18 protein-coding genes, 1 tRNA gene and 1 pseudogene are annotated in these 25,079 nt (G+C 63.3%); 8 read left to right on the forward strand and 12 right to left on the reverse strand.

The window, feature by feature from the left end; genetic code table 11:
• Nucleotides 1–78: 78 nt before the first annotated feature.
• Both E6X30_RS03910 and nagE read left to right on the forward strand, forming a co-directional pair.
• Entirely contained in the window at nucleotides 79–741 is a 663-nt protein-coding gene (locus E6X30_RS03910; protein ID WP_040386509.1) for a DUF402 domain-containing protein, read from the forward strand.
• Nucleotides 742–846: 105 nt separating this feature from the next.
• Nucleotides 847–2,817: an N-acetylglucosamine-specific PTS transporter subunit IIBC gene (gene nagE, locus E6X30_RS03915; RefSeq protein WP_316335764.1), complete on the forward strand. Its 1,971-nt coding sequence runs from the start codon at nucleotides 847–849 to the stop codon at nucleotides 2,815–2,817.
• 62 nt (nucleotides 2,818–2,879) lie between these two features.
• On the opposite strand, the gene selB is transcribed toward nagE, so the two are convergent.
• From selB to E6X30_RS03930, 3 genes are all read right to left on the reverse strand, one after another.
• Complete coding sequence (gene selB / locus E6X30_RS03920; RefSeq protein WP_316335765.1) at nucleotides 2,880–4,685, reverse strand: selenocysteine-specific translation elongation factor; 1,806 nt, start codon at nucleotides 4,683–4,685, stop codon at nucleotides 2,880–2,882.
• Nucleotides 4,686–4,695: 10 nt separating this feature from the next.
• Nucleotides 4,696–6,051 (reverse strand): L-seryl-tRNA(Sec) selenium transferase, encoded by a 1,356-nt coding sequence (gene selA / locus E6X30_RS03925; RefSeq protein WP_096883122.1) that lies wholly within the window; start codon nucleotides 6,049–6,051, stop codon nucleotides 4,696–4,698.
• A gap of 110 nt (nucleotides 6,052–6,161) precedes the next feature.
• Nucleotides 6,162–6,256 (reverse strand) — tRNA-Sec (locus E6X30_RS03930).
• A 40-nt stretch (nucleotides 6,257–6,296) separates the two neighbouring features.
• On the opposite strand from E6X30_RS03930, the gene selD reads away from it, so the two are divergent.
• On the forward strand, nucleotides 6,297–7,340 hold the full coding sequence (selD, locus tag E6X30_RS03935; RefSeq protein ID WP_070459848.1) for a selenide, water dikinase SelD: 1,044 nt from the start codon (nucleotides 6,297–6,299) through the stop codon (nucleotides 7,338–7,340).
• 190 nt (nucleotides 7,341–7,530) lie between these two features.
• Here the strand turns inward: selD and nrfD are convergent, their stop codons facing one another.
• From nrfD to fdnG, 3 genes and pseudogenes are all read right to left on the reverse strand, one after another.
• Nucleotides 7,531–8,634, reverse strand: a complete 1,104-nt coding sequence (gene nrfD / locus E6X30_RS03940) for an NrfD/PsrC family molybdoenzyme membrane anchor subunit (protein WP_070435284.1) — start codon at nucleotides 8,632–8,634, stop codon at nucleotides 7,531–7,533.
• Nucleotides 8,631–9,614: a 4Fe-4S dicluster domain-containing protein gene (locus E6X30_RS03945; protein WP_070435283.1), complete on the reverse strand. Its 984-nt coding sequence runs from the start codon at nucleotides 9,612–9,614 to the stop codon at nucleotides 8,631–8,633. The genes nrfD and E6X30_RS03945 overlap by 4 nt, the downstream gene beginning before the upstream one ends.
• 248 nt (nucleotides 9,615–9,862) lie before the next feature.
• Nucleotides 9,863–13,045, reverse strand: a pseudogene (fdnG, locus tag E6X30_RS03950) (formate dehydrogenase-N subunit alpha); the annotation flags it as partial.
• A 240-nt stretch (nucleotides 13,046–13,285) separates the two neighbouring features.
• Between fdnG and pepN the strand changes: the two are divergent.
• Nucleotides 13,286–15,841: an aminopeptidase N gene (pepN, locus tag E6X30_RS03955; RefSeq protein ID WP_070459856.1), complete on the forward strand. Its 2,556-nt coding sequence runs from the start codon at nucleotides 13,286–13,288 to the stop codon at nucleotides 15,839–15,841.
• 116 nt (nucleotides 15,842–15,957) lie between these two features.
• Entirely contained in the window at nucleotides 15,958–16,884 is a 927-nt protein-coding gene (locus E6X30_RS03960; protein WP_016664227.1) for a mechanosensitive ion channel family protein, read from the forward strand.
• A 9-nt stretch (nucleotides 16,885–16,893) separates the two neighbouring features.
• Here E6X30_RS03960 and E6X30_RS03965 read toward each other — a convergent pair whose 3' ends face one another.
• The 4 genes from E6X30_RS03965 to E6X30_RS03980 form a co-directional block, all read right to left on the reverse strand.
• Entirely contained in the window at nucleotides 16,894–17,373 is a 480-nt protein-coding gene (locus E6X30_RS03965) for a thioesterase family protein (RefSeq protein WP_016664226.1), read from the reverse strand.
• Nucleotides 17,374–17,387: 14 nt separating this feature from the next.
• Nucleotides 17,388–18,764, reverse strand: a complete 1,377-nt coding sequence (locus tag E6X30_RS03970; RefSeq protein ID WP_016664225.1) for a sodium/glutamate symporter — start codon at nucleotides 18,762–18,764, stop codon at nucleotides 17,388–17,390.
• Between the two features lie 106 nt (nucleotides 18,765–18,870).
• The gene (locus E6X30_RS03975) at nucleotides 18,871–19,191 is read right to left on the reverse strand and encodes a putative quinol monooxygenase (protein ID WP_016664224.1); all 321 of its coding nucleotides are present in this window, start codon (nucleotides 19,189–19,191) and stop codon (nucleotides 18,871–18,873) included.
• 45 nt (nucleotides 19,192–19,236) lie between these two features.
• Nucleotides 19,237–19,755, reverse strand: a complete 519-nt coding sequence (locus E6X30_RS03980; protein WP_016664223.1) for a gluconokinase — start codon at nucleotides 19,753–19,755, stop codon at nucleotides 19,237–19,239.
• Between the two features lie 99 nt (nucleotides 19,756–19,854).
• Between E6X30_RS03980 and E6X30_RS03985 the strand changes: the two genes are divergently transcribed.
• Genes E6X30_RS03985 through E6X30_RS03995 form a run of 3 tightly spaced genes read left to right on the forward strand, consistent with a single transcriptional unit; the run spans nucleotide 19,855 to nucleotide 22,773 of the window.
• On the forward strand, nucleotides 19,855–20,919 hold the full coding sequence (locus E6X30_RS03985; protein WP_016664222.1) for a D-2-hydroxyacid dehydrogenase: 1,065 nt from the start codon (nucleotides 19,855–19,857) through the stop codon (nucleotides 20,917–20,919).
• Between the two features lie 35 nt (nucleotides 20,920–20,954).
• Nucleotides 20,955–21,860, forward strand: a complete 906-nt coding sequence (locus E6X30_RS03990) for an acyl-CoA thioesterase domain-containing protein (protein WP_316335766.1) — start codon at nucleotides 20,955–20,957, stop codon at nucleotides 21,858–21,860.
• Nucleotides 21,841–22,773: an SMP-30/gluconolactonase/LRE family protein gene (locus E6X30_RS03995; RefSeq protein ID WP_016664220.1), complete on the forward strand. Its 933-nt coding sequence runs from the start codon at nucleotides 21,841–21,843 to the stop codon at nucleotides 22,771–22,773. Before E6X30_RS03990 ends, E6X30_RS03995 begins: the two co-directional genes overlap by 20 nt.
• Nucleotides 22,774–22,856: 83 nt before the next feature.
• Here the strand turns inward: E6X30_RS03995 and E6X30_RS04000 are convergent, their stop codons facing one another.
• Nucleotides 22,857–24,149 (reverse strand): sugar ABC transporter substrate-binding protein, encoded by a 1,293-nt coding sequence (locus tag E6X30_RS04000; protein WP_016664219.1) that lies wholly within the window; start codon nucleotides 24,147–24,149, stop codon nucleotides 22,857–22,859.
• Nucleotides 24,150–24,247: 98 nt separating this feature from the next.
• Nucleotides 24,248–25,078 carry a carbohydrate ABC transporter permease gene (locus E6X30_RS04005; RefSeq protein WP_016664218.1) on the reverse strand — a complete coding sequence of 277 codons (831 nt, stop codon included), beginning with the start codon at nucleotides 25,076–25,078 and terminating at the stop codon, nucleotides 24,248–24,250.
• Between the last annotated feature and the right edge of the window lies 1 nt (nucleotide 25,079).

Consider the following 25,079-nt stretch of genomic DNA (forward strand, 5'->3'; position numbering starts at 1 on the left):
CCCTCCCGGGGCACATATGACTTCGCGAAAACGGCCCGCCGTGGAGCATCCGGGAGGCTTATGGGCCACGGAAGAGTCATGAATACCCAGAAGCGTTGGTCCGCTGGGGACCACGTGACCTGGACGTACTACACGCACGCGCACGAGACCATCACCGTGCGACCGGGAACCGTCGTCATTGATGATGACCGCGGGATTGTCGTGTGGATCGCACCGGGCACGGAGGTTCTCCTCCCCGTTCTTGAATCGGGCGCGCCACTCAGGCGCGCCGGCGACGAAGGCATGTTCACCGCCCCCCGCACCCAATCGAAACAGCTGTGGACAGGCAACGGCATCCTCATGATCGGTCTGCCCGATAAGCCGTATTCCGTGTGGCTGTTCTATAAAGACGACGGCACGCTTGGCTGCTACTACGTCAATCTTGAGACTCCGCTCGAGCGCACCGAGGAAGGCGTTCGCACGCGCGATCTCGTTCTCGACCTCGTCGTGCTCCCCCGCCACGACTACCACTACAAGGATGAGGACGAACTCGAGGGCGCCGAGCGGATCGGCTACTTCAGCCCCGAAATGGCTGAACAGATCCGGGCATGGGGTCGCGAGGCCGAACGTGACATTGAGGCGTGGGGATATCCCTTCAACGCCGGCTTCGAGTATTTCTTCCCCAATCCAACTTGGGGTCTTCCGAAGCTTCCCGAGCACTATTCGTGGGACATGGACCTCACACGCGCGCGGCGCCGCTAGCCCTCGCACCCCACCGGCCCAGTAGTATGTTTCTACCCCGGGCGTAACCGCGTCCGCGTTTACCGCGCAAGGATGCGCACTTTCCCCTTGGAGTGATACGTCTTGATGAAATTCTTCCAACGGCTCGGCAGGTCACTCATGCTGCCGGTCGCCGTCCTCCCTGTTGCCTCGATTTTCTCGGGCCTCGGCTACTGGATCGCTGGCGCGACCGGAGACCCGAACAACATCATCGGAGCATTCCTCGCGGCAGCGGGTGGCGCGCTGATCGATAACATCCCGCTCCTATTCGCGATCGGTGTCGCGATCGGCATGCCGAAGAAGGCCGACGGCGTCGCAGCGCTCGCGGGCCTTACCTCGTGGCTCACGGTCACCAGTCTCCTCAAACCAGAGACGATCATGAAATTCCAGGGCCTGAGCGATGTTGCGCAGGTCGACCCCGCATTCAGCAAGGTCAATAACGTTTTTGTGGCCCTCATCTGCGGCCTCATCGCAGCGTGGAGCTTCGAAAAATTCAAGGACACGGAGCTTCCTGACTTCCTCGCGTTCTTCTCGGGTAAGCGCTCGGTTGCGATCATCTCGGCCCTCCTCTCTCTCGTCGCCGCACTCGTGCTCATGTTTGTGTGGCCGCTCGTCTTCGGTGGCCTCGTGGCCTTTGGCGAGTGGATGCTCACGCTCGGCCCGGTCGGAGCCGGGCTTTACGGCTTCTTCAACCGCCTGCTCATCCCGCTCGGCCTGCACCACGCTCTCAACGCCGTGTTCTGGTTCGATATCGCGGGCGTGAATGACCTCAACAACTTCCTCGCAGGCCAAGGCACTCGCGGCGTGACCGGCCAGTACATGACCGGGTTCTTCCCCGTCATGATGATGGGCCTTCCCGGTGCTGCCCTCGCGATGTATGTGACGTCCAAGCCTGAGAAGAAGAAAGCCACGGGCGGCATCCTGATCGGTGCAGCGTTCGCGGCGTTCCTCGTCGGCATCACGGAACCGCTCGAATTCCTCTTCATGTTCCTCGCTCCGGGCCTTTACCTGATCCACGCGATCTTCATGGGGATCTCGATGGGCGTCACTGCCGCCCTTCCCGTCCGCTCGGGCTTCGGCTTCTCAGGTGGCTTCATCGACCTGGTCCTCCAGTGGGTCAACCCGCTCGCGATGAACCCGTGGGCCATCTTCGTGATGGGCGCGTTCTGGTTCGTGGTCTACTTCCTCGTGTTCCGTTTCGTGATTCTCAAGTGGAATCTCAAGACCCCCGGTCGCGGCGCAGACGAAGATGATGACGAGGCGAGCGATTCCACGGCCACCGGCGCCGACAAGTACATCCTCACCGCCGACCGGTTTATCGAGGCCCTCGGTGGCAAGGGCAACATCGACGAGGTCGAGAACTGCGCTACGCGCCTTCGCCTGAGCCTCAACGACGTGTCTCTCGCCGACGAGCAGGCTCTCAAGGCCGCGGGCGCGACCGGCGTCATGAAGCCCGGTGGCAACCTCTACCAGGTGATCTACGGACTCAACGTCCAGTTCGTGAAGGACGCGATGGACGGCCTCATGGATGGTTCGATCGAGCCTCCCGCGCGCGCTGAGGTCGAGAGCAATGCTGCTGCGGCAACCGTCGGAGGCTCCGAGGGCTCCACTGCCGCTCCTGCCGCCACTGCCGTCGCCGAAAAGACCGAGTACGCGCTCGTGCGCATGCGCCAGCCACTTCAGGGAACGATCGTCCAGCTCGAGAATGTTCCCGATTCAACGTTCGCCGACCGGCTCCTCGGTGGCGGCGTCGCGATCGACCCGAGCGGCAGCCAGGTCGTGGCTCCCGCCGCTGGCGTGGTATCGCAGGCTTTCCCGACGGGGCACGCCGTGGCGCTCACGCTCGACGACGGCGCCGAGGTCCTCATCCACGTGGGCCTCGATACCGTGAAGATGAACGGTGAGGGCTTCACCGTGCACGTCAAGAACGGCGATCGCGTCACCGCGGGCCAGCCTCTTGTGGACTTTGACCGCTCGGCGATCGAAGCTGCGGGATACAAGGCGATCACGCCCGTCGTGATCCTCGGTCACGCGGATTCGCGCATCGAGTTCGTCTAAGACTGCGCCTTCTCACACCGCTCTCCCCGCCCGAGTTCGTCTCGGAAGCGGGGAGAGCGTCGTTAACGAACGATTTCGCGGTGACCCGCATCGATGCGACGCGTCCACCCCTTCTTGTCGAGATGCTCGAGAAGCGGAATCACGGTGCGTCGCGTGGTACCGAGCGCGCGGCGCGCTTCCGAGGTGGTGAACGGCTGCGGGAGGGCCGCGAGCTCGCGCATTGCCAGCGCGGGCGCGGTGGGCAGTAGAACGAGGTTGTCCGACGGCTGCCCAATTCTCAAGAGCCGCCCCTGTTTCGCTGCAGCGGCCAGCTCTTTCGCGCTAAGTCCGAGCGCAGCCAATTCGCCAAGCTCCGGGGCGTTGAACGGGTCTTTCTTGAGCTTTGCCTCGAGCGCGGCAACGCTCGCTTCGGCCTCGCCGAGGCCCACCTGTACCGAGGGGTCAACGATGAGGCCGTCGCGCTCGACACACGCGGCTTGACGCACGATCATCGGCAAAAGCTCGAGGGCGGGAAGCTCGAGGGCTTCGCTCACCTCTTTGCGGGAGAGCCCCGGGCGGAGCGGGTTCACCTTCGCGGCCGCGCCCACGCGTTCGGCGAGTGCTTTCGCGCGGTGCTCGAGGAATGGTGCGCTCACGAGCCAGCCGCCGTCGGACACGATCCCCTCGAGCTCTCCCTCCACCTCGAAGCCCATTTTTCTTAGATCGCTCGAGCGCATGGCCCCGCGCCGCTCGATCTCGCGCCTCGCGTCGCCGTGCTCGCTCATGTGCTCGAGCTCGGTTTCACGGGCGCTCCCGGCCCCTCTCCTCCGCAACTCTGGCGGGTCGACGTCGAGCACCCGCACTCCGCCGAGCACGGCTCTCTCCCCCGTACCGCGCATGACCAGGCGATCCCCGATCACGAGCGGGAGAGGCAGGTCAAAGGTGAGCCGGGCGTGGTCGGCACCAAGGGGCCGCACGCGCGCGGTCACGGCTGCGCTTCCCACGTGGATCGTGGTCTCGCGCGGCACGTCCTCGAGGCTGTCGCCGCTCACGCTGCGCACGTCCACGACGCGTGTGAGGTGGAAGGCCCCGGGTGTGAGGAGCACGTCGCCTCGGTGGATGTCGCTCGCGGGTATCTGGCGAAGGTTGAGGGCGGCACGGCTCACGGGTTCCACCACATCTTCGCGCGTGCCTCGCGACTGCACGCCGCGCACGCTCACTTCTCGCGGCTCGCTCTCGCCGTGGCGGGTGCTCACGAGCTCAAGTTCATCGTCCACGCGCACGCTCCCGGCCCCAAGGGTTCCCGTCACGACCGTGCCTGCTCCGTCGATCGTGAAGGACCGATCAATCCACAGTCGCACGTTGTCGTGCGGCGAGGGTGTTCCGACGGTTGCCACGAGTTCATCGAGCTCGTGCCGTAGTTCGTCGATGCCTTCACCAGTAATGCCCGAGACACCGCATGCCGGTGCATCAGCAAGGCCTGTGTCGGCGAGTTCGCGCCGTGCTTCGGCAATCACGGTAGTGACGCGTTCGGGGGCGCGATCGGAGCGCGTCACGACGATGATGCCGTGGGAAATACCGAGGGCCTTGACGGCGTCGCGGTGGTCGCTCGACTGCGCGCTCCAGCCCTCATCTGCGGCAACGACGAAGAGCACAATGGGCACGGGCCCGAGTCCCGCGAGCATATTGCCGATGAAACGTTCGTGACCCGGAACATCCACGAAGCTCACTTCTCGCCCGGAGGGAAGCGCACACCACGCGAAGCCCAGGTCGATGGTGAGACCGCGGCGTTGCTCTTCTTCCCAGCGGTCTGTTTCAATGCCGGTGAGCGCGCGGATCAGTGTGCTTTTGCCGTGGTCGACGTGTCCGGCTGTTGCGATGACGTGCATGGCATCCTTCCTAGCGCGTGAGGAGCGCAGCAATCGCGCTCGCGAGGGAGTCGTCCTCCGATTCGGGAATGCAGCGCAGGTCCACGAGGCATACGCCATCGCGCGTTGTCGCAACGACCGGCTGCTCGAGGCTGCGAAGCTCAGTCGCGAGGCGCTCTGGAACGCTGAGCGCCCACCCGGGGATGGGGACTTCGGCGCCGCCCCCTCCGCCCACGCGGCCATCGTGCGGCACAACCTCGCACGGCTCGTTCGTACGTTCGCTAACGACGTCCGCGAGTCTTTCCGTGCGGGCTTTGAGCGCGTCGGGGTCGGTGTGAAGCGCTTCAAGCACGGGCGGCGTGGGTCCTCCGACGGTAGCCTCGAGCGCGGCGAGCAGGAGTTTATCGGCGCGCATCGCCCGCGCGAGGGGGTGGCGAGCCACGCGCTCAACCCACTCTTTCTTTCCAAGGATGAGCCCCGCTTGTGGGCCTCCCACGAGTTTATCGCCGCTCGCGAGGACGAGATCAGCGCCTTGTTCAAGGGCCTCGGTGAGGGTCGGTTCGTCCGGTAGCAGCGGCTCCGGGGAAAAGAGCCCCGAACCGATGTCGACGATGAGCGGGAGATCGTGGGCGTGCGCGAGATCGGCGAGTTCAGCGATGCCAACAGCGCTTGTGAAGCCTTTGATGACGTAGTTGCTCGCGTGGATCTTGAGGAGCGCCGCCGTGTTTTCTCCGAGAGCCTTTTCGTAGTCGGCAAGATGCGTGCGATTCGTCGTGCCGACCTCGTGGATCACGGGGCCCGTCGACTCGATGAGCTCGGTGAGGCGAAATCCCGCGCCGATCTCGATCATCTCACCGCGGCTCAGGACAATCTCGCGCCGCTTGCCCGATCCCGGACCGGCGAGGGCCGTCGCGATGAGCGAGAGCGCCGCAGCGCCATTGTTGACCGCAAGCGCGTCCTGCGCTGCAGGGCACGCCTTGAGGAGCGCCTCGCGCGTCGAAACGCCGCGCTTCCCGCGAAGGCCCGTTGCCAGATCGAACTCGACATCAACGTAGCCCGCAGCGGCTTCCAAGGCGTTGATCGCCTGAGGTGAAAGAGGGGCACGCCCAAGATTGGTGTGGACGATGACTCCCGTTGCGTTGAGCACGGGCGTGAACGCGCACGCGTGCACGCTCTCGAGCGCGGCGATCACCGCGCCCTCGACCTCTTCCGGCGCGATTGCCCCCGCCCGGGCACGACTCTGCATGTCACGCACAACATCGCGTACGCGCTCTTCCCCAAGGCGTTGCTTCGCTCGTTCGACCTCATCGAGCGCGAGTAAAGCATCGGTCCGTGGGATCCGCCGTCGTGGATCGTCGCCTGCTACCGGGGACGCCGTTCGTGACATGTCGCGGGGCACCTTCGCTCAAAACTCGGGATCGCGGTGGCGTGGCAGGCGTCGGACCAAAACTCCACGTGCCACGCGCGCCCCGCCCACAAAGGCGAGGCGCGAAAGCTTGGCGGAGGCGGACGGGAATCGAACCCGCCATACCGAGCTACTCGATATCACCGGTTTTGAAGACCGGGGCGCCCACCAGGACACGTACGCCTCCAAGCACGAATTTACCAGTGAAAATGCCTAGAGTGGAATGCATGACCATCGACGACGATACCCAGGCCACAGAAACACCAGACTTCAGCAACTACCCACGCCTCACCACGATGGCGCATGGCGGCGGTTGCGCGTGCAAAATCCCACCGGGCGAGCTCGAGGATGCCGTGAAGGCACTCACCGGTCAGAAATTCGACTCGGTGATCGTGGGGCTCGACGACGGCGATGATGCCGCCGCGGTTAAGGTGCGTGGCGACCTCGCGGTGCTGTCGACTGCGGATTTCTTCACGCCCGTCGTCGATGACCCTTACGACTGGGGCCGCATCGCTGCGGCGAACGCCCTTTCAGATATTTACGCGATGGGCGGCGAGCCGGTTGTCGCGATCAACCTCGTGGGATGGCCGCGCGAAAAACTCCCCATGGAGATGCTTTCGGAGGTGCTGCGCGGGGGCCTCGACGTAGGGCGCGAGGCTGGCGTTCCCGTGATCGGGGGTCACAGCGTCGATGACCCCGAACCGAAGTACGGCCAGGCGGTCACGGGCATCGCGAAGCCCGACGCCCTCCTGCGCAACGATGCAGCCGAGGTTGGCCTGCCGCTTACGCTTACGAAACCGATCGGCGTGGGTCTTTTGAACAACCGCCACAAGGCCACCGGCTCGAGCATCGACGAAGCCGTGAAATGGATGACGACGCTCAACGCCGAAGCCTCTCGGAAGGCACTTGCAGCCGGCGCCAAGGCCGCAACCGACGTGACCGGATTCGGCCTGCTCGGCCATTTGCACAAAATGGCGCGCGCCTCGGGCGTGAGCGCCGTTCTCGAGCGCGCGGCCGTGCCGGCGATGGGCGATGCTCTCGACGCGCTTGCGGGGGGCTTCATCTCCGGCGGCACTCGACGCAACCTCGACTGGGTGCGCCCCTCACTTCGTGCAGGAGCGGGCATCACGGAAGAGGATCTGCTGTTCCTCGCCGACGCGCAAACCTCGGGCGGCCTTCTCGTCGTGGGAGAGATCCCCGGGTACCCGGTCATCGGTGAGATCGTGGCCGCGAGCGACGACGCGCCCGCAGGCAGCGTCCAGGTCCGCTAGGCGCCGTCGGAAGAAGCTGAGCGAAAGGCCCGCACCGTGTACGAGTCCGCCCTCGATCTTCCGTGAATTGCATAGGGGTTACGGGGGTTTGAGCTGCCGCGACTCGATCTAAGCCGATGCGGCTCACGAAAAAGTGGGGGCTATGGCACTTGGCCATAACCCCCACAACTTCTATGGAATCCAGAGGACGCTAGTCGGTCTCGGGACCCGTCACGATCGAATCGTCCACGATGCCGTGCTTACGGCGACGCTCGAGGCGTTCCTTCTGCGGGATCACCGTGTACTTGGGGTCGCGCGCCGACTGGAAGCCCGCGTCGAGGATGCCGAAACGTGTAAACGCGCTTGCCGCGGCAAGGCACGCGCCCGAGGCGATAGCAATCGCGCGATGCTTCTTCGCAAACAGGCCCGTGACGGCGCCCGCGATGAGAAGCTTCTCGGCGATGTGCATCTTCTTGCCACCATCGCCGATTTCCAGCGGCTCGGCTTCGAGTGGGTGCATTTCCTTCTTCATCGCGCGCAGTGAGAGCATATCGCCCGCAACGCCCGCGAGTGCGAGGCGCTGAACGGGACCGATCTCGTCAAGCGGGGTCGACAGCATCGCCGTGCCCGAAGCGGCCAGGGTCGCCGAGGATGCAAACAGGAACGGAAGCGAGAACTTTCCGCCATTCCAGGCGGGAAGCGCCGAGTCACCGAGCAGCACCGCGGTGTACACCGCGAGCGGAGCACCCGTCGCCGCCTGGCCCCACGCCGCAGGCTTCTCGAAAGCGCGCGCAACCTTGCGAAGCGGACCGAGGGGGAGCTTCTCCCCCGTCATACGGTCAAACTCATTCGCAAATGTCACACCCGCGTTCACGCCGTACGCCGAAATGATCCACGTACCGAGGTTCATGGGGCTCGTCGGCTTGAACGTGCGCATCATGTTCAAGAAGCGCTCTGGTCGACCGAGGTCCTCGATGAGGCTGACGGTGCCGATGCCGAGCGCGACGATCGAGCCAACGCGCGCGTTACGGCGCAGCGTCTCACGCCCGGTCGCCCCCGCGGCAAGCGCGATGAGGCCCGAGGAACCGGCGACACCACCAAGGAAGAGGTACACGCCGATCGGGTACTCCCACGGCGGCGCCTTGACGATCTGACGACCGTAGTAGCTCGTGAACTGGACGTCCTCGACCATCGAGACTTCGCCCATACGGTTCTGACCGCGCTTACGGGCGCCGTCATACTTGGTTGCTTCAGGCCGACGCTTGCGGCGCATCGGCTGCGGCGGGCGGTAGCTATCGAACTCGTTCTGGCTCATTTCCTCTTACCTCCCACAAACATGAGGGCGGTCGTTGCGATCATTGCACCGGCTGCGAGGGCTGCGCGACCATACATCTTCGGCAGGTCCATCGTGCCCACGCGCGGGTCCGGCGGAAGACCGTAAACCTCCGGTTCGTCGAGGAGAAGGAAGACGGAGCCGAGACCACCCACGCCGTCGTTCGAGTTTGCGCCGTAGAGGCGGGCTTCGGTCATGCCCTCCTCATGGAGCTTCTTCACGCGTTCCTTGGCCTTCGCGACCATGTCTTCGCGATCACCGAACTTGATCGACGTCGTGGGGCAGGTTTGGGCACACGCGGGCTGCTGACCGTCTTTGAGGCGGTCGTAGCACAGCGTGCACTTGTTGGCCGTGCCCTTATTCGGGATGTCCTGTTCGAGGTGAGGGCGGTCGTCGCGGTCGGTCTTCGGTGACACGGTGCCGTCGTCGCGGCGCTCGATCACACCGAACGGGCACGTGTACACACACGTACCGCAGCCGTTGCAGACGTCTGCCTGCACAACGACGGTGCCAAATTCCGTGCGGAATAGCGCGCCCGTGGGACATGCATCGAGGCAGCCCGCGCGCGTGCAGTGCTTGCACACGTCCGACGCCATGAGCCAACGGAATTCGTCCGTGTGCTTTGGCTGCTGCTCACTCGGCGGCTTCTTGCCGATCTTCGGCATGCCAAGGTTCACGAGCTGGCGACCCGACTCGCGGGCCTGCTCGATGCGCTTTTCGGACTGCTCGATAAAGGCCACGTGACGCCAGGTGTTCGCACCGAGCGAGCCCGTGTTGTCGAACGACGAGCCGAGCAGCTCGAAGTTGCCGTCTTGGGGATTGCGGTTCCATTCCTTACACGCGACCTCGCAGGCCTTGCAGCCAATGCAGATCGACGTGTCGGTGAAGAACCCCTTACGGTCGTGCGTGTGCTCCCACCCCGAAACGGAGATGGGGTCAGCGGTCGTGTTGAGAAGACTCATCACACACCTCCATTCTCATCGTGGGACGCTTGCGAGTTGTCATTAACCATGCTCGTGCGGCCGGTCTCGCCGTCTTGGCCGTTGGACCCGGTTTCCGTGTCCTCGTCGACCTTGTCGGCGCGGCGCTGAGCTTCCTTCGAGCCGGGCTTCGATGCGGCGATTCCCGTGAAGCCCGGGCTGTTCGAGCCGCGGGTCGTCTCTTCGGCGACCTTCGCATCCTGCTCGGGGCTCGTCTCTTCGATGCCCGCGTCTTTCGCCGGAACCGTGACGCGCTGCATGCCCGTGTCGAGGGTGATACCAGCCTCGCGCTGGTACTTCTCCACGAGGTCCACGAGCTCGGGGCCACGCGGCCTGCGACCCGGAATCATCGCCACCGAGGAGTACTTCGAATCCTGGATGCCGGTGTTCGGGTCCATCGTGATACCGAGCAGGTCGTTCGCGCCGTCACCCGTGATGATCGCGTCTTCGCCCACACCCCAGTGGTACGGCAAACCAATCTGATGCACGGTGTGGCCGTTCACGTTGAGCGGCTTGAAACGCTTCGTCACAAGTACTCGCGCTTCGATCGCGGCACGCGGCGAGATGAGGGTTGCCCACTCACCGTTCTTCACACCCACCTCTTCGGCGAGCTCCGGCGAGACCTCCGCGAACATCTCCGGCTGAAGCTCGGCGAGGTACGGAAGCCAGCGGCTCATGCCGCCCGCCGTGTGGTGCTCGGTGAGGCGGTACGTCGTGAACACGTATGGGTACACCTCTTGCAGAGGCTCACCGTAACCGGGCGCGGTGAGGTTCTCTTCGCGAGGCATGACCACGCGAGTCGGCTGGTTCTGCTGCGGGTACATGATGTTCGGCAGCTTCGATTCCACGGGCTCGTAGTGAGTCGGGATCGGGCCATCGATCATGCCCTTCGGTGCGAACAGCCAGCCCTTACCGTCGGGCTGCATGATGAACGCGTCATCGCCGGCAAGCGCCGCGGGGCCACCCACGGTCGCATCGGGGCGTGCCTTCGGGTTGAGGCCCACGGGGAAGTCGGGGACGTCGTGACCGACCCACTTCTCCTGGTCTTCGTCCCACCAGATCCATGCCTTCTCCGGGCTCCAAGGCTTGCCCTCGGGGTCCGCGGAAGCGCGGTTGTAAAGGATCTTGCGGTTGGCCGGCCACACCCAGCCCCATTCCCTTTCGGTGTAGGGGCGGCCATCGGCGGGCTCGCGCACCGCCGCATGGTTGATGCCGTCGGCATACACACCGGCGTAGATCCAGCAGCCACCGGCGGTGGAACCGTCAGCCTTCATATCGACGAACTTCGCAAGGGGCTTGCCCTTGTTCTCACCCTCGGTGTAATACCCGTTGATCTCGCGGATCACGGCTTCGGCATCGACCTCGCCGTGTTCATCGAGCGGGTAGTCCCACGTCATGTCAAGCACGGGCCGATCGCGAGGATCGTCCGAATCCTTGAGGGCTTCGCGAATACGGTTGCCGAGATCGAAGAAGAACTGCAGCTCGCTTTCGGCATCGCCCGGCGGCGTGACCGCCTGGTGGCGCCACTGCACCATGCGCTGCGTTTGCGTGAACGAACCGGCCTTCTCAGTGTGGTTCGCGGCGGGCATGAAGAACACTTCGGTGTCGATGTCTTCGGTCTTCAACTCGCCCGTTTCGATCTCGGGACCGTTCTTCCAGAACGTGGCCGTTTCGATCATGTTGAAGTCGCGAACGACAAGCCACTTGAGGTGGCTCAGCGCCTTGCGGTGCAAGCGACCGTTCGAGCTCCCGACCGCGGGGTTCTGGCCGAGCACGAAGTAGCCGTCCACCTTGTCCTGGAGCATGAGCTGCAGGGTCTGGTAGGTACCGTGCGCACCGGTGAGTCGCGGCAGGTAGTCGAAGTGGAAGTTGTTCTCCTTAGTCGCGGACTCGCCCCACCACGCCTTGAGAAGGCTTGCGGTGAATTCCTCCGACTTCGCCCAGAAGCCCTTCTGCTTCTTTGTGCCCACCGAATCAAGGTAGGTCTCCCACGTGTCCGTCACGCCAGCCTTCGGCATCGGAAGGTAGCCGGGGAGGATGTGGAAGAGGGCCGGGATGTCGGTCGCGCCCTGAATGTTGGCGTGCCCGCGAAGCGCGAGAATGCCCGAACCGGGGCGGCCCACGTTGCCCATGAGCAGCTGGAGAATCGAGGCTGTGCGGATGAACTGCGCGCCGCCTGTGTGCTGGGTCCAGCCCACGGCGTAGCAGAACGCGGTCGTCTTGTCGCGACCCGAGTTCTTCACAATCGACTCGGCGATGTACGCGAAGTCTTCCTGGCTCACGCCACAAACCTTCTCCACAACCTCGGGGGTGTAGCGCTTGAAGTGGCGCTTGAGGATTTGGAAGACGGTACGCGGGTGCTGCAGGGTTTCGTCGCGAACGGGGAGGTTCTTCTCCTCGTCCATTTCGTACTGCCAGCTCGACGGGTCGTACGCGCCAGTCTCGGGATCGAAGCCCGAGAAGAAGCCATCGAGATCCTCGGGATCCTGATAGTCCTCACTGATGAGCGTCGAAGCGTTCGTGTAGTGCTTCACGTACTCCTCGAAGAACAGGTTGTTCTCGAGGACGTGGTTGATGAGAGCACCGAGCAGAACGATGTCGCCGCCTGCGCGGGTCGAAATGTACTTATCGGCAAGCGCCGAGGTGCGCGAGAAGCGCGGGTCGACGTGGATCACACGTGCGCCGCGAAGCTTCGCTTCAATAACCCACTGGAAAGCGACCGGGTGACACTCGGCCATGTTGGAGCCTTGGATGATGATGCAGTCCGCATTCGCGAGGTCCTGCACCGGCTGCGTGGCTCCGCCGCGCCCAAACGAGGATCCCAAACTGGGAACCGTGGCGCTGTGTCATATGCGGGCTTGGTTCTCGATCTGAATAGCACCCGTGGCGGTAAACAGCTTCTTGATGAGGTAGTTTTCCTCGTTATCGATGGTCGCGCCACCGAGCGAAGCGATACCGAGCGTGCGGCGCACGGGGCGGCCGTGTTCGTCGGTATCTTGCCAGTGCTTCTTGCGCGCCTCGAGGTAGCGCTCGGTAATCATCGACATAGCGGTCTCGCGATCAAGCTTGACCCACTCTTTCGACTTTGGAGCGCGGTAGAGGATGTCGGTCACGCGCCCGGGAGCGTTGACGAGCTGCTCGCTCGCGGAACCCTTCGGGCACAGGCGGCCACGCGAGATTGGCGAGTTGGGGTCGCCCTCGATCTGGATGACCTTGTTGTCTTTGACGTACACGCGCTGGCCGCAGCCAACGGCGCAGTAGGGGCACACGCTCTCAACGACCTTGTCGGCGGTTGTCGTACGCGCCTCGAGGTTCTGATAGGTGGGCGACTGGGAGGTGGGGCCGAGCCCCAGCACATCGCGAGACTTGGCCTGCCTCAGCACAGGCCAATTAAGAGGATTTAGTGATGCCATACGACAACCCTACCAGCGCCACGCGCAAAAGAAACCCTGGTCAGAAACGATCTTTAAGAAACTAAACCATTGCAAAAACTACTTCGGCGTCGGACTCCCTATCCCTCCGGGCGGCCGGGCACTACCCGCTCGCCCAGCCCTCACGTCCGTGCATTCACCCCACCCGCTCCCACCCTGCGATGCGAAGATGGAGGGGACCCGCACGCGATGCGGCCCCCTCAACCCTAGGAGAATTCGAGAATGACCTCTGAAAATCTCACCCGCGCCGAGGCGCAGGAACGCTCCTCGTTCCTCAGCACCTCCCATTACGACGTGAAGCTTGACCTCACCAAGGGCCCCAAGACATTCCTCACGGAATCCACCATCTACGTCAACGCCACCGAGGCTCGCGAAACCTTCGTCGACCTCATCGCTCCCGAAGTCCTCGAGATCACCCTCAACGGCGAGACCCTCGACAACCCCGGCGAACGTTTCGACGGCGCGCGCGTCCAGCTTCCCGCGCTCAAGGTCGGCGAGAACGTCATTACCATCCGCGCCAACGGCGCCTACATGAACACGGGCGAAGGCTTGCACCGCATGGTCGACCCGGTCGACAACGAGGTGTATCTCTACACCCAGTTCGAGGTGTCCGATGCCCGCCGCATGTACGCCAACTTCGAACAGCCCGACCTCAAGGCCACCTTCGCCTTCACGATCACCGCTCCCGCCCACTGGCGCGTCATTTCGATCGCCCCGAGCCCCGAGCCCGTCCCGGCCGGTGAGGATTCCGACGGTCAGCCGATCGCCACGTGGACTTTCGAAAAAACACCGAAGATCTCGACCTACCTGACGGCTCTCATCGCAGGCAAGTACGAGGGCTACGACGGCACGATCACCTCCCGCAACGGCCGCGAGATCCCCGCGGGTGTCTACGCGCGCGCGTCTCTCGCCCCGTACCTCGATGGCGAGTACATCGTTTCGATCGCCCAGCAGGGCTTTGAGTTCTACGAGAATCTCTTCGATTACGACTACCCGTTCCCGACCTACGACCAGATCTTCGTGCCCGAATACAACATGGGCGCGATGGAGCACCCGGGCGCCGTGACGTTCGTGGAGCGCTACGTGTTCCGCAGCGCCGTCTCGGACGCAATCCGCGAACGCCGCGACCTCACGATCCTCCACGAGCTCGCTCACATGTGGTTCGGCGACCTTGTCACGATGAAGTGGTGGGACGACCTGTGGCTCAACGAGTCCTTCGCTGAGTTCGCCTCGACCCTCTCTTCTGCGCGCGCTACTCGCTGGACGAACGCATGGACGACCTTCGCTGGTTCGGAAAAGGCCTGGGCCTACAGCCAGGACCAGCTGCCGTCCACGCACCCGATCGTGGCCGACATGGTGGACTTCGACGCGGTAGAGACGAACTTCGACGGCATCACTTACGCGAAGGGCGCCTCGGTTCTGCGCCAGCTCGTCGCATACGTCGGTGAGGAGTCGTTCTTTAAGGGTCTTCGCGCGTACTTCAAGAAGTACGAGTGGCAGAACACGACCCTCAATGATCTGCTCGACGAGCTCGAGGCCACGAGCGGCCGCGACCTTCGCTCGTGGAGCAAGCTGTGGCTCGAGACGACCGGCGTGAACACGCTCCGCCCCGAGATTGATCGCAATAACGACGGCACCGTCGCGTCGTTCGCAGTTCTGCAGTCCGCCGCGAGCGAGCACCCCACGATCCGCCCGCACCGACTCAAGATCGGCGGCTACAGCCTCGAGGGCGGCGTCGTGACCCGCACCGTGAGCGTCGAGACCGACATCGACGGTGAGCGCACCGAGATCGCGGATCTCGCGGGCAAGAAGGCCGACCTGTGGCTCATCAACGACGAGGACCTCACCTACGCGAAGGTCCGCCTCGACGACGATTCGCTCGCGTTCGCCCTCGAGCACCTGCGCGATATCGACGACGAGCTCGCTCGCACCCTCGTGTGGAGCGCCACGTGGGACATGACGCGAGACGCCGAACTTCCGAGCCGCCGCTACCTCGATCTTCTCCTGAAGAACATCGACCGCGAAAAGGACTCCTCGGTTCTGCGCACGCTCCTCGGGCGTCTGGACCTCGTGGGCACGCGCTACGCGGCCCCGGCTGATCGCGCTGAGCGCGAGAAGAAGGTTGCGTCGGCTCTGTGGGAGCTCACGCAGGGGGCCGACGGTGGCAGCGATCAGCAGCTCCAATTCCTCGAGTCGTATCTGCAGTTTGCCGGCAAGGACGACCTCGACACGGTCAAGGGTCTGTTCGAAGGATCTCTCACCCTCGCGGACCGCGAAATCGATACCGACCTCAAGTGGCAGATCACCATCGCTCTCGCCGCTCTCGGCGCTATCGACGAGGCCGGAATCGACGAGGTACTCGCGAGCGACGACACGCAAAACGGCCGTAAGAGCGCCCTCACGGCGAAGGCCGCGATCCCCACTGCCGAGGCGAAGGCAGCAGCGTGGAAGAAGACCGTCGGCGAGGACACGCTTGCGAACGAGCACCTCACCTGCGCCATCGTGGGCTTCAACCGCGCGAGCGAGGAATTGCGCGCGCCGTACATCGATCCGTACTTCGAGATGATCGAGAAGGCATGGGCGTCACGCTCGAGCGAGATCGCGAACCGTCTTATCCAGGGCTACTTCCCGGGCCAGTACCCGAGCGAAGAGATCGTCGCGAAAGCGGACGAGTGGCTCGCTTCGCATGAAGACGCGATCTACGGCATGCGCCGCCCCGTCCTCGAGGGTCGCGACTCCGTCGCGCGTGCGGTGCGCGTCCAAAACGCCGACAAGTAGTCCGCTGAGGAGGCTGCGCTGAGGGCGCGGCCACCGTCGGAAACCGTGGGCGGCCTCACCATCGGTGGGGCCGCCTTTTCATGCCCGTCTCAAGGTTTCCCTCCTACGGTGGGGGCATGAACTTTTTGGCAGAAACCACGACCCAAGAGGCTTTCTCGCTCGTGGACCGGATAGGCCAGTGGCTGCTCTCCAATGGCGTCACGATCCTCGTGATCATTCTGGTCGCCCTACTCGTGCGCTTCGTGGTGGGCATACTGGTCAATCGCATTTTTCAGACGATGTACCAATCAGGTTCGCGTATTTCGCGCATGACCAACGTCGTCGTGAAGAAGCACCCCGATGCCGGCCTCGCCGCCGCCCACGAGGAGCGCCGCAAGCAGCGTGCGGACACCCTCTCGACGGCGTCGAAGAATGTCGCGAGCGTCGTCATTTGGTCGATCGCGTTCGTCATGATCCTCGCGCAAGTGGGCGTCAACATCGCGCCGATCATCGCCTCGCTTGGTGTTGCCGGCCTGGCCGCCGGTATCGGCGCGCAAACGCTCATTAAGGACGTTCTTGCGGGCGTGATCATGCTGTTCGAGGATCTGGTGGCCGTCGGCGATTACGTCGATCTTCAGTTCGCCGAGGGAACCGTCGAAAACGTGAATTTGCGCGTCACCCAGGTGCGCGGCCTCAACGGCGTCCTGTGGACGGTGCGCAACGGGGAGATTATTTCGCTCGGCAATTACTCGCGCGGCCTCGGAACAGCGTTCGTCATACTCGATATCGCGAGCAGCGCCGATGATGCTGCGGTGACGGAGGCGATCCACGCCGTGTTCGATACGCTCAAGGCCGATCAAAAGTGGTCGAAGCTCATTGTCGGCGCGCCCCAGGCCACCGGAATTCTTTCGGTCGACGGTGCTCGCTACCAGCGCCGGATCACTGCCGACACCATCCCCGGCAAGCAGTGGGATGTGGAGCGCGAGATCCGCAAGCGCCTTCGCGCCGAGTTCGATAAGCGGGGCATCGAGTTTGCGCTCCCGCGCTTCCAGGAGTCGGCGTAGAAAAACGCGCTACGCGCGCCGGAATGTCAGCGGCGCGCTTGTGAAGCTCTCGAGGGCCGTGCGTAGCCGTGTGGGCATGCGCACGGCCTTCGCGGTTTCGGCCTCGACAATCACGATCGTCGTGCGCGCGATCGCGTAGGGCCGCTCCAGTTCGTCGGCCGTGAGTATTTCGTAGTCGAGGTCGAGCGACGCTCCCCCAAGCTTCGAGATCCACGTGCGCACGATGACCCCGTCCCGGCGGTAACCGAGCTGGCGCGCGTACTCGATCGTGTGGGCGGCCACGAGCGTGTGGAAGGCACCGCCCGGCGACAGCTCTGTGAGCGCGGTTGGGTACGCGGGGGCGCCATTCGCGAGCTCGGTGTCCGACGGCCGCCAAAAGGCCCTCGTGCGGGCCTCCTCGAGCAGCCGCAGATACGCGGTGTTATTAACATGCCCGTACCCGTCAAGGTCACTCCACCTGACGGGTACGGGAATATCGAGGAAAGGCACGAGTGCGACGAGCCTTATTCTGCCCTGTGGTCAAACGTGCCGTGCACGCCGACGCTTTCAATCATGCTCGTCGTGGGCGCGGGCTCGCGGCGCCTAAACGCGAGCGCGAGGATGATGACGCCCGCGAGCGTGAGCGCAAGCGCTACCCACCACGAGGCGCCCGCGAGAACTAGAGCCGGGAGCGTTGCGATGGTCGCGATATCGACAAAGCCGATCGGGATATAGGCGATGCCGTAGTAGTCGAGCGTCTTGGACTTCATGTCGGGATCGACGATGCGCAGGAGCGCCATGCCCATACCGGCGGTGCCGGTGTTCCAGCCCCACGTGAAAATGCCTTGCTCAACCTTGTGATCGGCAAAGAGTTTCTTGGAGACGAACACGTAGTAGGCAAGCACGAACAAGGTGCCCGCGAGGATAAGAATGAGTAGCGGCTGCCAGTAGGAGGCCACGACCTTCGGATCGATCGAGGCTACGCCGAAGGCCACGAGCAGGTCGGTTGACATGCCGCTTCCACGCTCAAAAATTTTCCCTTCGAAGACGTTTTCCGCTTTGAATGCTTTGAGAACGAACAGCACGACGTACCCGAGGAGGAACGAGACGCTGAAGGTAGGAACCGACAGCCACTCGACCTGGCTATTCGCCCACGAGGTGAACATGTAGGCGAAGGCCGCAATCATGAAGAGCAGCCCCAGGTGGTAGGTGATCGGGTCCAGGCTCGTCGAGGATACGGGAGAAACACCAATCGATTCGCGGTTCTCTTCGGCGATGATGCCCGTGCGAAGATCCTTCGGAAGGGACTTGAAGTCCTTGAGGTAGGCCGTGTTGCCGCGCATCGATTCGACCTTGATGATCGCGATTCCGCCCACGACGGACAGGATGATGCCGATCGTGGCGGACGTCATCGCGAGGGAAAGTGCCTCGGGCCATGTGTTGCCAAAACCGTCGGCGATCGCGGCTGCCGTGCCGTGGCCGCCCATGAAGCCGGCTGCGAGGAGCAAGCCGAAGCCGTCGGGCAGGTCATTGAAGAACAAACTGAGAATGCCGAGGGCGAAAATCAGACCGAAGCCCCATTGGAGAACCGAGATGGCCTGGGAGACGGACCACATGGTGCGAACGGCACGAAACACGTTGCCGAGTCCCGCGATTTTCGAGGTGAACGGAAGCGCCGCGAATACGACCGCGATCAGGATCGAGGAGTAGATGGGGACGGAACTACTGAACGGGATGATGTTCAAGACGTTGGGGCCGAGAATAAGGCCGAGAAGCCCGGCGATCAGGCCGGCGGGCAAGAAGAGAGACTGAATCGGCTTGACCCAGGCGCGCAAAAGCACACCGATGAGGATCAGAAGGCCCATCCAGCCGAGGTCGGTAAAGACGTCCCACGCGCTCATCGTTCACATCCTTTGACTCATCTCGCGAATATTTGCAAACGAGTCACGGTACCACGGGAAAGGGCTGGTGAGTCACGTTCACGTGAGAGGTGGCACCGGTTGGGACTTAATCCGCGAGTTCACCCATGGGACCCCAGCCTTCACCTTCGATGTCCTTCGAGATGATCTCGGGAGTTTCAGAGATGAGCGGGCGCATGGCATCCAGGCCGGCCTGGAAGTGCGGGGCGTTGACGTGCTTCTCTCCGGCCTCGGCGTCACGGTACATCTCGACAAGGAGGAATTCGTTTTCGCGCTCCGTGCTGCGGTACCACTCGAAGAAGAGGCAACCTTCCTCCGCGCGGCACGCGTTCGTGTAATCCGCAAGTTTTTCGAGGAAGGTGGCGGTCTCTTCGGGCTTGACCTGGTATTTCACGTTAATGAAAATCATGGCGCCAACCTAGCTTTTGACCCTGCATAGATCCTTGCCGCGCGCCTAGCAGGTGCGAGTGCCGTCATTGAGGCCGGTGATGATGTTCTCGACGACGTCCTTCGCGGGCTGTTCTATGCTCGCGATGATGCCAGCTTCGTCGTCGTCAAGCTGTTCGAGAGTCGCGAACTGGGAATCAAGAAGCGAAGCGGGCATGTACTCGTGGTGACGGTGCGCGATGCGCCCAGCGATGAGTTCTCGACTTCCCGCAAGGTGCACGAATTGGAGATCCGGTGCGAAGGAGCGCAGCTGATCGCGGTAGCGGCGTTTAAGCGCGGAGCACACGATCGCGCACGTGACGCCTTTCGCGCGCTCACGCGCGATGGTCTCGCCGATCGCGTCCAGCCATGGAGCGCGGTCCTGGTCGGTGAGCGGAGTTCCCGAAGCCATTTTGGCTTTATTGGCCGCTGGGTGAAGATCGTCGCCGTCGATGAACGTCAGCCCTAGACGGTCAGCGAGGGCCTTTCCGACGGTGGATTTTCCCGTGCCCTGCACGCCCATGATGATGAGCGGGGTCTGGCTCACGACAAGTCTCCTTTTGGTGTGCGGCGCTAGTTTTCCCCACCACTGTAGAGGATTCACCAGTGCGTTCCCCCTAGGATTGAAGGAGCGAAAGGAGACCTCATGCCACGCTCGAACGACCAGCGCCTGACCCTCGCCATCGCCGTCGACCTCCCCGAAGACGAATGCGCGTTGATCCGCGAGCGCGAACCTCGCGTGAGGCTCGTTCGCACCGGAGCTCTTGCGCGTCCGCGCCGGTACGACTCCGACTGGGTGGGCGATCCGGCTTTCACGCGCTCTGATGCAGACGAGCGGGCGTATCAGGAGATCCTCGAAAGCGCCGATGCCGTCGTGGGCCTTCCTGACGATAGCCCCGCGAAGCTCGCAGAGCTCGTGCGAAGCAACCCTCGGCTCCGCTGGGTTCACACGATGGCTGCGGGCGGCGGAGCACAGGTGAAAGCTGCGCATCTCAGCTCTGAAGCGCTTGAACGCGTCACGTTTACAACCTCGGCGGGCGTGCACGGCAGCACCCTTGCGGAGTTCGCAATCTTTGGACTACTCGCTGGGGCGAAGAACCTTCGTGGCCTCGAAGATGATCAACGTGCGCACGTGTGGCCAACCATTCGCGTACACCCTCGCCACCTCGATGAAATGACGGTTCTCGTGCTCGGTCTTGGCGGTATCGGCAAGGCTGTCGCCTCCCGGCTCAAGGCTTTCGGCACCGAGGTCTGGGGAACCTCGCGCTCGGGCCGCGCTGTCGAGAACGTGGACCGCATCGTGCCGCTCGCTGACCTTCACGACGCGCTGTCGAGGGTCGACGCCGTCGTGGTGACGCTTCCCGGCACGGACGAGACTCGCCACATGCTCGATCGGCAGGCGTTTTCTTCGATGAAGAAGGGCATGATCCTCACAAATGTCGGCAGGGGAAGCGTGATTGACGAGGCTGCGCTTCTCGATGCCCTCGACGACGGCACCGTCGATTTCGCTGCACTCGACGTGGTGGAGCGCGAGCCCCTCCCTCACGAGCACCCACTTTGGGATCACGAAAAGGTTCTCCTCAGCCCACACTCGGCAGCCCTGAGCGCGCAGGAGGGGATGCGCATCGCGGCGATCGTGGCACGCAACGCGACGGCGCTCCTCGACGGCACACCCCTCACAAATGTTGTCGATACCCTCAACTTTTATTAGGAAGGCGTTCATGCGCCCTTCGTTAAGATGGGCGCATGTCGATTCCTGAGCCAGCAGCCGTGACCCGCAGCCTCCTCGATCATTTCGAGCTTCGGAAAATCGATGGGCCCGAGCAAACATTTGAGGGGACTTCGCTCCCCCAGCCGGGCGGGCACGTGTTTGGCGGGCAGATGATGGCGCAGGCCCTGATCGCAATGGCGCGCACCGTGCCGGAGGGGCGCCGTGTGCACTCGACCTACGCATCGTTCCTCGAGCCCGCTCGCGCGAGTGAGCCGCTGACCTTCACCGTACGCACGCTCCGAGATGGCGGGTCGTTCTCCACTCGCGCACTCGAGGTCACGCAGCGCGGAAACCTCGTCCTCACGATGAATGGCTCGTTCCAGGAACGCCAAGAAGGAGTGCACCACGTGGACGAGGTGGCGTCGGACCACTCCCCCGACATCCTCCCGAGCACACGCGACGAACTGGGCCGGGTAGACCACCCGCTCGCGCAGTTCATGGCGTACCAGCGCCCCGTGGACATTCGAAACGCGACCGGCTCTTTGTACTTCAATCCGGACCCTGAAAAGCGCGCCGAGCAGGCCGTGTGGATGCGTGCTCTCACCCCGATCGACACCCGCGACCCGCTCACCCATGAAGCGTTCCTGACGTATGCGAGCGACTACACTCCCTTCGAGCCGACCATCCGCCGCCAGGGCCTCACGTGGCTCACGCCCGGCCTGCGCGTCGCCACTCTCAACCATTCGATGTGGTTCCACTCGGATGTCAACGTCGACGACTGGCTGCTGTATGTGCAGCGCTCCCCTGCCGCGACCGGCGGCCGCTCGCTCAGCGTTGGCCAGATTTACACGCGCGAAGGCTCGCTCGTCGCGACCGTGAACCAAGAGGGCATGTTCCGTATCCGCACGGAGGTGAAGGACAGTGACCACCCCGCCGTTTGATCCGAGCGCCCGCGTCGAGAAGGTCGCAACCGGCGCGGCCTGGGCCGAGGGCCCTCTGTGGTACCCCCTCGAGAAGGTGGTGCGCTTTAGCGACATCCCGAACAACCGCATCATCCAGCTCGACCCCGCAACCGGCGAAACGCTCGTGTGGAAAAGCGGCGTCAACTACGCCAATGGCCGCGCTCACCATCCCGACCTGGGAGTCGTCGAATGCAACCACGGGACCCGCTCGCTCGATAAGGCGCCGCTCGTGCCGTTCATGGATGCGGAAATGCTCATCGACTTCTTCGAAGGCGGGCGCCTCAACTCCCCTAACGACGTTGCCGTGCACCCGATCGAGCACACGATCTGGTTCACCGACCCTCCCTACGGGATCCTCAGCGAGGGCCAGGGGCAGCCGGGCGAGATGGAGTACGGGCGCTCGTACGTGTTCAAGCTTGATCACCACGGCGACCTCGAGGCCGTTGTGACCGAACTGAGCCGCCCGAATGGCATCGCTTTTAGCCGCGACGGTAAACGCCTGTACGTCACGAACACCGCCGATAACCCCGATAAACCCGAGGAGAACGCCCCCGAATCCGTCACGGATAGCGCGGGCCGTCACCATATTTGGGCCTTCGACCTCGGCGCTGACAACGCGGTCGTCAAGGGCAGCGGGCGTCCGTTTGCCTGCCCCGCGGCCGGGGTTCCCGATGGCATCACCGTCGACGAAGAGGACCGGGTGTGGTCCTCCGGCGGGGACGGGGTGAGCGTGTTCGATTCCGACGGCTCTCTGATCGCCCACGCGCCCGTTCCCGAGGTTGTGTCTAATCTCTGCTTCGGCGGGGAGGACGGCCAGGACCTCTTCATCACGGCCACCACGAGCCTTTACCGGCTCCGCACGAACACCCGCGAGCCGTGGAGTTTCGCCTGATCGAGACTGTCGACAGGTACAGAAAAGGGGAAGCAGCACGCTTTTGCACTGCTTCCCCTTCATGACATCGGTACACGACGCCATCACGCCATTGCGGCGTTGCCCTCTTCCTGGGCTTTCTTGACGCCTTCCTCGGCGGAGAGATTGCCCGCGAAGATCTCCTGGAAGACGGGCATTACGGCATTAAGGCCGGCGAGGGACTTTGCGCCGGTATCCGCGGGGCCGGGATTCTTCGCCGCTTCGATGAACTGCTCGACGTCGACGCCCTGCTCTTTCCAGAAGTCCACGAAGGACTGCTGCGCATCCACGTGGCCGGGGAACGAAATTCCCTGCTCACCCAGGGGCAGCTGCCCCTCCTTCGAGCCGAGCCATTCGAGAAGCTTCACAACCGACTCCTGGTCCTCGCGCTTCGCGTTACCCGCGGCAACCACGCCGTGCACGAGCGACTTCGCCCCCTTCGGGCCTGCCACCATGGGGGCGATAGCCCACTCGAAGGCGCCGTCGACCGAGTCGTGGATCGTCTTGAGGCTAAACGGGCCGCTCTGGAAGAGGCCGAGCTTACCCTGAATAAACAGGTCACGCGCGAAATCGCCGTTCGTATTGGTGTCAGCGGCCGAAGGCGCAACCTTGAGTTCGTTGACGAGCGCAGCGAGGTAGGAGAACACCTGGACGCCCTGCTCTGAATCGAATGCGTACATATCGTTGGCATCCTGCCACTCGGCACCGTTCGAGCTCAGGAAGGGGCCAATGATGGATTGGCGATCGCACGCCGCATTGAAACCGAACACGCCATCCTTCGTGAGCGCGGTGGCGGCATCGCGAAGGGCATCCGAGCCGGCGGTGGGATCGAAGGCGAGTGTCGTGGGGTCCACGCCAGCGGCGTCGGTGAGGTTCTTGTTATAGAAGAGAGCGATCGAGTCCCAGACCTGCGGAACACCCCACAGCGAGCCGTCGCGGGTGTACAGGTCAACGACAGCCTTCTCCCAGTCCTTCACGGACCCGCCGAGCTTCTCCGAAATATCGACGAGCGCTCCGGCCTGCTGGAATTGGGTGAAGCTCGCGGAATTCAGCCAGAACACATCGGGGGCGCTGTCCGAAGCGCCGTCAGAGAGATCGAGAGGCAACTTCGTCCAGTAGTCGTCCCACGGAACAACCTCGACCTCGACCTTGATCCCTGATTCCTCGGTGAACTTCTTGAGCGACTCCTCGTATGCCGCCTTCGCCGTGCTATCCCAAATGCGGAACTTAAGCGCCCCGGCGTCGGCACCCGAGCCCTTCTTCGCGGACGAGCCCGAATCTGACGGCGAGCACGCGGCGAGTGCCGCGGCCGCGGAGGCTACGAGTCCACCGGAGAGAACTGTGCGACGTGAAACCATGTGATGGCCTTTCTTCAACGGTCGTGCGGGCACCCTCGTGCCCTGCACATTGTTAACGCACGAGCATACCGGATATTTATGGATGCCATAAGCGATGTTTATCGCAGTTCGGTTCCACCGATCGACTGCGCTACCTGCTTCTGGAACACGAGATACAGGAGGATGAGCGGAATCATCGCGAGCGTCGTTGCCGCCATGACCATCGTCCAATTGTTGTTGTATTGAGTACTGAGTGCCGAGGTCGCAACCGTAAGGGTCTGCCACGTGTCCCCCGTCGTGATGATGAGCGGCCACATGAAGGAGTTCCAGTGGGTCACCACGGTGATCACGATGAGCGTCACGATGATCGGACGGTTGAGGGGCACCACGAGGCTGCGAATCATCCGCAGATGCCCCGCGCCGTCAACGCGCATCGCATCCAGCAGCTCTTGAGGCACGCTCCGGAAATTTTCACGGAGCAAAAACACGGCGTAGGGGCTACCAAACACGAACGGCAACACGAGCGCCCAGAAGGTATTGCGCAGCCCCATCTGCTGGAAGGCGAGGAAAAGAGGCACGACAACCACGACCTGCGGAACAAGCAAGGTCGCAATAAACGCCCAAAACAGCACGTCACGACCGGGGAATTGCAGATACGCAAACGCGTAGGCCGCGAGAATGGAAAAAACGATCTGCCCCACAAGGATCACCGCGACCATTTGCGTCGTCACGGCAAACGGGGTCACAAAGCTATGGGACCCCGTGAAAAGCGCCGAAAAGTTCTCGATCGTCGCGGGGTCCGGAAGATGAATGGGGCCCTGGCGCAGGAAGTCACCGGGGGCACGCAGCGCCGTCATGATCGACAGCGAAAACGGCGCGAGTGTAAGCACGGCAGCAACGATGAGGATCGTGTACGCCACGACCGCTGAAAGCACCGACTTTTTCTTCATA

Source organism: Dermabacter sp., assembly GCF_032550575.1.
Lineage (GTDB): Bacteria > Actinomycetota > Actinomycetes > Actinomycetales > Dermabacteraceae > Dermabacter > Dermabacter hominis.

Coding starts and splice junctions, on each gene's coding strand:
- E6X30_RS03975 (WP_016664224.1), bottom strand. CDS start 19,191: ATGATTTTCATTAACGTGAAATACCAGGTCAAGCCCGAAGAGACCGCC.
- nrfD (WP_070435284.1), bottom strand. CDS start 8,634: ATGAGCCAGAACGAGTTCGATAGCTACCGCCCGCCGCAGCCGATGCGC.
- E6X30_RS04000 (WP_016664219.1), bottom strand. CDS start 24,149: ATGGTTTCACGTCGCACAGTTCTCTCCGGTGGACTCGTAGCCTCCGCG.
- nagE (WP_316335764.1), top strand. CDS start 847: ATGAAATTCTTCCAACGGCTCGGCAGGTCACTCATGCTGCCGGTCGCC.
- E6X30_RS03910 (WP_040386509.1), top strand. CDS start 79: ATGAATACCCAGAAGCGTTGGTCCGCTGGGGACCACGTGACCTGGACG.
- E6X30_RS03985 (WP_016664222.1), top strand. CDS start 19,855: ATGCCACGCTCGAACGACCAGCGCCTGACCCTCGCCATCGCCGTCGAC.
- E6X30_RS03970 (WP_016664225.1), bottom strand. CDS start 18,764: ATGAGCGCGTGGGACGTCTTTACCGACCTCGGCTGGATGGGCCTTCTG.
- pepN (WP_070459856.1), top strand. CDS start 13,286: ATGACCTCTGAAAATCTCACCCGCGCCGAGGCGCAGGAACGCTCCTCG.
- E6X30_RS03945 (WP_070435283.1), bottom strand. CDS start 9,614: ATGAGTCTTCTCAACACGACCGCTGACCCCATCTCCGTTTCGGGGTGG.
- selB (WP_316335765.1), bottom strand. CDS start 4,685: ATGCACGTCATCGCAACAGCCGGACACGTCGACCACGGCAAAAGCACA.
- E6X30_RS03990 (WP_316335766.1), top strand. CDS start 20,955: ATGTCGATTCCTGAGCCAGCAGCCGTGACCCGCAGCCTCCTCGATCAT.
- E6X30_RS03960 (WP_016664227.1), top strand. CDS start 15,958: ATGAACTTTTTGGCAGAAACCACGACCCAAGAGGCTTTCTCGCTCGTG.
- selD (WP_070459848.1), top strand. CDS start 6,297: ATGACCATCGACGACGATACCCAGGCCACAGAAACACCAGACTTCAGC.
- E6X30_RS04005 (WP_016664218.1), bottom strand. CDS start 25,078: ATGAAGAAAAAGTCGGTGCTTTCAGCGGTCGTGGCGTACACGATCCTC.
- selA (WP_096883122.1), bottom strand. CDS start 6,051: ATGTCACGAACGGCGTCCCCGGTAGCAGGCGACGATCCACGACGGCGG.